This is a genomic window from Promicromonospora kroppenstedtii DSM 19349 (genome assembly GCF_000515355.1).
Taxonomy (GTDB): Bacteria; Actinomycetota; Actinomycetes; order Actinomycetales; family Cellulomonadaceae; genus Promicromonospora; species Promicromonospora kroppenstedtii.
On record NZ_KI911641.1, the window covers coordinates 92,406 to 96,688 of the forward strand.

The 4,283-nt window shown below is 72.2% G+C and carries 4 protein-coding genes; all 4 read left to right on the forward strand.

Going from position 1 to position 4,283, the window contains the following annotated elements:
* The first annotated feature begins 7 nt into the window (after nt 1–7).
* The 4 genes from PROKR_RS08270 (at nt 8) to rpsD (ending at nt 4,233) form a co-directional block, all read left to right on the forward strand.
* Nucleotides 8–1,237, forward strand: a complete 1,230-nt coding sequence (locus tag PROKR_RS08270; RefSeq protein ID WP_245605757.1) for an AI-2E family transporter — start codon at nt 8–10, stop codon at nt 1,235–1,237.
* A gap of 87 nt (nt 1,238–1,324) precedes the next feature.
* Nucleotides 1,325–1,960: a GNAT family N-acetyltransferase gene (locus PROKR_RS08275; protein ID WP_051432787.1), complete on the forward strand. Its 636-nt coding sequence runs from the start codon at nt 1,325–1,327 to the stop codon at nt 1,958–1,960.
* 9 nt (nt 1,961–1,969) lie between these two features.
* Complete coding sequence (locus PROKR_RS08280; protein ID WP_051432788.1) at nt 1,970–3,406, forward strand: replication-associated recombination protein A; 1,437 nt, start codon at nt 1,970–1,972, stop codon at nt 3,404–3,406.
* Nucleotides 3,407–3,606: 200 nt separating this feature from the next.
* The gene (gene rpsD, locus PROKR_RS08285) at nt 3,607–4,233 is read left to right on the forward strand and encodes a 30S ribosomal protein S4 (protein ID WP_020015444.1); all 627 of its coding nucleotides are present in this window, start codon (nt 3,607–3,609) and stop codon (nt 4,231–4,233) included.
* Nucleotides 4,234–4,283 lie beyond the last annotated feature (50 nt).

Genomic DNA, 4,283 nt, shown 5'->3' on the forward strand with positions numbered 1-4,283 from the left:
GCCGTCGATGGGGCAGACTGACTCGGTGCCCGACCCCGCACCACGACCGGCCCCACGGCCCGAGACAGCGCAGCCCGGTGTTCCCCACCGGGACCCTGCGCCGCGCGACTCCGGGCAGCGCGACTCCGCTCCGCCGCCGTGGCTGCGCACCTCCGCGGGCTGGTCGTGGCGCCTGATCCTCGTCGTCGCCGGCGTCGCCCTGGTCTTCTGGGCGGTCACCCAGGTGCTGATCGTGTTCGTCGCGGTCTTCCTGGCGCTGGTCTTCACCGCCGTGCTCAACCCGCTCACCGACCTCTACGACCGGGTGATGCCCCGGGCCCTGGCCACCGCCGCGGCCATCCTGTCCGGCATCCTCGTGGTCGGCGGCCTCGTGACGTACGTCGTCGTCTCGGTCGCCGGCCAGTGGGAACGGCTCGCGGGGGAGTTCAACACCGGCATCGACCAGATCGTCGGCCTCATCGAGAACAACCGGTTCCCGTTCGACGTCGAGCTCGACCGGCGCGACCAGTGGATCGACGACGCCGCCAACTGGATCCAGGAGAACTCCCAGACCCTCGTGAGCCGCGCCGCCGAGAGCGCCGGCTCGATCGTCGAGGGCATCGCCGTCCTGGCCCTCGCGATCTTCTGCACCGTCTTCTTCCTCGCGTCCGGCGGCACCATGTGGCGCTGGTTCATGCAGCAGGTACCCGCCCGCACCCGCGGCCGCTGGAACGCCGCCGCCGGCGCCGGCTGGTACACCTTCTCCGGCTACACGCGCGGCACGGTGCTCGTCGCGATCACCAACGGCATCCTCGCCGGGATCTTTCTCTCGATCCTCGGCGTGCCCCTCTCCGCGCCGCTGGCGGTCCTGGTCTTCATCGGCACGTTCATCCCGCTCATCGGCGCGCCCCTGGCCATGATCATCGCCGCCGTCGTGGCGCTGGCGGCCGACGGGCTGCTGACGGCCCTGATCGTCACGCTCGGCATCGCCGGCATCGGCCAGCTCGAGGGACACGTGCTGCAACCGCTCATCATGGGCAAGCAGGTCTCGCTGCACCCCGTCGTCGTCGCCCTGGGCGTCACGTGCGGCACCGTCGTCGGCGGCATCCTGGGCGCGATCGTCGCCGTGCCGCTCATCGCCGTGGCCTGGGCGGTCTACAGCACGCTGCGCAAGCCCCCCGAGGAGGCCGCCGCGGAGGCGGGGGACACGCCGGGCGACGCACCCCACGACGCGGACGACGACGTCGGCGAGGCGTGACCGACGTCACGTGCCCGACCCCCGCGACGTCGGGCCGGAATCTGCAAACCTGCAGGTGAGAGCCTATTTCTGTGGCACCATCGAGGGATGGAACCGTTCGTCCTGGCCACGGAGCACGTCCGCCTGTCCGTCCCCACGTACGCGGACGTCGACGCGATCACCGCGGCCTGCCAGGACCCCGCGGTGGCCGAGTGGACGGTGGTACCCGTCCCGTACGAGCGGCGGCACGCCGAGAGCTTCGTGCGGTATCACGTGGCGGAGGGCTGGGCCAAGGGCTCCGTCTGCACGTGGGCCGTGCGCGCCCCCGGCGACGCCGACGGACCGCTGATCGGCATGGTCGGCCTCACCAACGAGGGCACCCCGGCCGAGGAGCGTGCGGGGGAGCTCGGCTTCTGGATGACGCCGGATGCCCGCGGCAGGGGGCTGTGTACCGAGGCGTCGCGCCTGGTGGTCGACTGGGCGCTGGACCCGGACGGCCTCGGCCTGTCCGTGGTGAGCTGGGTCGCCTACGTCGGCAACTGGGCCTCCCGTCGTGTCGCCTGGCGCCTCGGTTTCCAGGTCGAGGCCACGCTGCGCCGGCACGGCCTGCAGCGCGGCGTACGGCGGGACGCCTGGGTAGGCACGCTGCTGCCCGAGGACCCGCGGGAGCCCAACGAGCCGTGGCCCGACCACGTGCCCGGTCGTGTGGCCGCCCAGCACGTGGGTGTCAGTGAGCATCCGTAGGCTGGGGCGGTGTTCGACGACCTCTTCAGTACGGTGACGACCGACAGTGCGGGTACCCCGACCGCGCGCGCGTCGTCGCCCCTCGCCGTGCGCATGCGCCCGGCCACGATCGACGAGATAGCCGGGCAGGGGCACCTGCTGGTGCCCGGCTCGCCGCTGCGCCGGCTCATCGAACCCGGCGGGGGCGGCCGCGCCGCGCCGTCGTCCGTCATCCTCTGGGGGCCGCCCGGAACGGGCAAGACCACGCTCGCCTACCTGGTGGCCACCGTCTCGGGGCGCCGCTTCGTGGAGCTCAGCGCTGTCACCGCCGGCGTGAAGGACGTGCGCCAGGTGGTCGAGGACGCCCGGCGCCGGCTCGCCACCGGCGGCGACGAGACCGTGCTGTTCGTCGACGAGGTGCACCGCTTCTCCAAGTCCCAGCAGGACGCCCTGCTGCCCAGCGTCGAGAACCGGTGGGTCACCCTCGTGGCCGCCACGACCGAGAACCCCAGCTTCTCCGTCAACTCCCCGCTGCTGTCCCGCTCCCTGCTCCTGACCCTCAAGCCGCTCGAGACCGACGACGTGCGTGGGCTCGTGCAGCGGGCCGTCACCGACGAGCGGGGCCTGGACGGGTCGGTCGAGCTCGGCGAGGACGCCGGCGAGCACCTGCTGCGCCTCGCCGGCGGCGACGCCCGCAAGGCCCTGACGATCCTGGAGGCCGCCGCGGGCGCGGTGCTGTCCGACGACGACCCGCCCACCGGCGAGGACGGCACCACCCCGCTGATCGGCCTGGCCGACGTCGAGCGCGCCGTCGACGTCGCCGCCGTCCGCTACGACCGCGACGGCGACCAGCACTACGACGTCATCTCGGCGTTCATCAAGTCCATCCGCGGGTCCGACGTCGACGCCGCGCTCCACTACCTGGCCCGCATGGTCGCCGCAGGGGAGGACCCACGGTTCATCGCCCGGCGCCTGGTCATCTCCGCGGCCGAGGACGTCGGTATGGCCGATCCCTCCGCCCTGCAGACCGCGGTCGCCGCCGCCCAGGCGGTGCAGCTCATCGGCATGCCCGAGGGGCGCATCGTGCTGGCCGAGGCCGTGGTGCACCTGGCCACGGCGCCGAAGTCGAACGCCGCCTACCTCGGCGTGGACGCCGCCCTCGCGGACGTGCGCGCGGGCAAGGTGGGCACGGTCCCGCCGCACCTGCGCGACGCGCACTACGCCGGGGCCAAGCAGATGGGCCACGGCGACGGGTACCGGTACGCGCACGACTGGCCGCACGGCGTCGCGCCGCAGCAGTACCTGCCGGACGTGCTCGCCGGCTCTCGCTACTACGACCCGAGCGACCGCGGGTACGAGCGGCAGGTGGGGGAGCGCCTGGAGCGCATTCGGGGGATTCTCGGGAGCGACGGCAAGGACGGCGGCAAGGACGCAGGCAAGGATGGCAGGGCCGGCGCGGGGAAGTGAGCGGCCCCACGGCGAGCCGGAATGCTCCCGTGCGGTAAGATCTTCAGGTTGCCCATGGCAACGCCCTGGGACCTCGGCCCCGCGAGCACGGTGCTCACGCACCTCGCTCCATCGGCTGGTCCCGCACCCGGTGTGTTCCCTCCTCGTGGAGGAGCCGTGTCCGGGTGTGACCTTCAATATCTACAGGACAGGACATCACAGTGACTTCTGTGACCCGTGCGCGCCGTCAGGTGCGCCTGAGCCGCAAGCTGGGCCTCGCGCTCACGCCCAAGGCCGTCAAGCACTTCGAGAAGCGTCCGTACCCGCCCGGCGAGCACGGACGTGCCCGCCGTCGCACCGAGTCGGACTACGCGGTGCGTCTGCGCGAGAAGCAGCGTCTGCGCGCGCAGTACATGCTTCGCGAGAAGCAGCTTCTCAAGGTGTACGAGAACGCCCGCAAGCAGGCCGGCCTGACCGGTGAGGTCATGGTCGAGGACCTGGAGACCCGTCTGGACTCCGTGGTGCTGCGTGCCGGCTTCGGCCGCACCATCCTGCAGGCCCGCCAGCACGTGACCCACCGTCACATCCTGGTGGACGGCAAGATCGTGGACCGCCCGTCGTTCCGCGTGAAGCCGGGGCAGACCATCCAGGTCAAGCCGAAGAGCCAGACCACGGTGCCGTTCCAGGTCGCCGCCGCGGGCGCGCACCGCGACGTGCTGCCGGCCCTCCCGGGCTACCTGGACGTCCAGCTCGAGAAGCTGACCGCCACGCTGACCCGTCAGCCGAAGCGCGCCGAGGTCCCCGTGACCTGCGACGTGCAGATGGTCGTCGAGTTCTACGCTCGCTGATCTCGTTCAGCAGTACCGGACGGCCCCGTCCGCGCCACGGCGCGGACGGG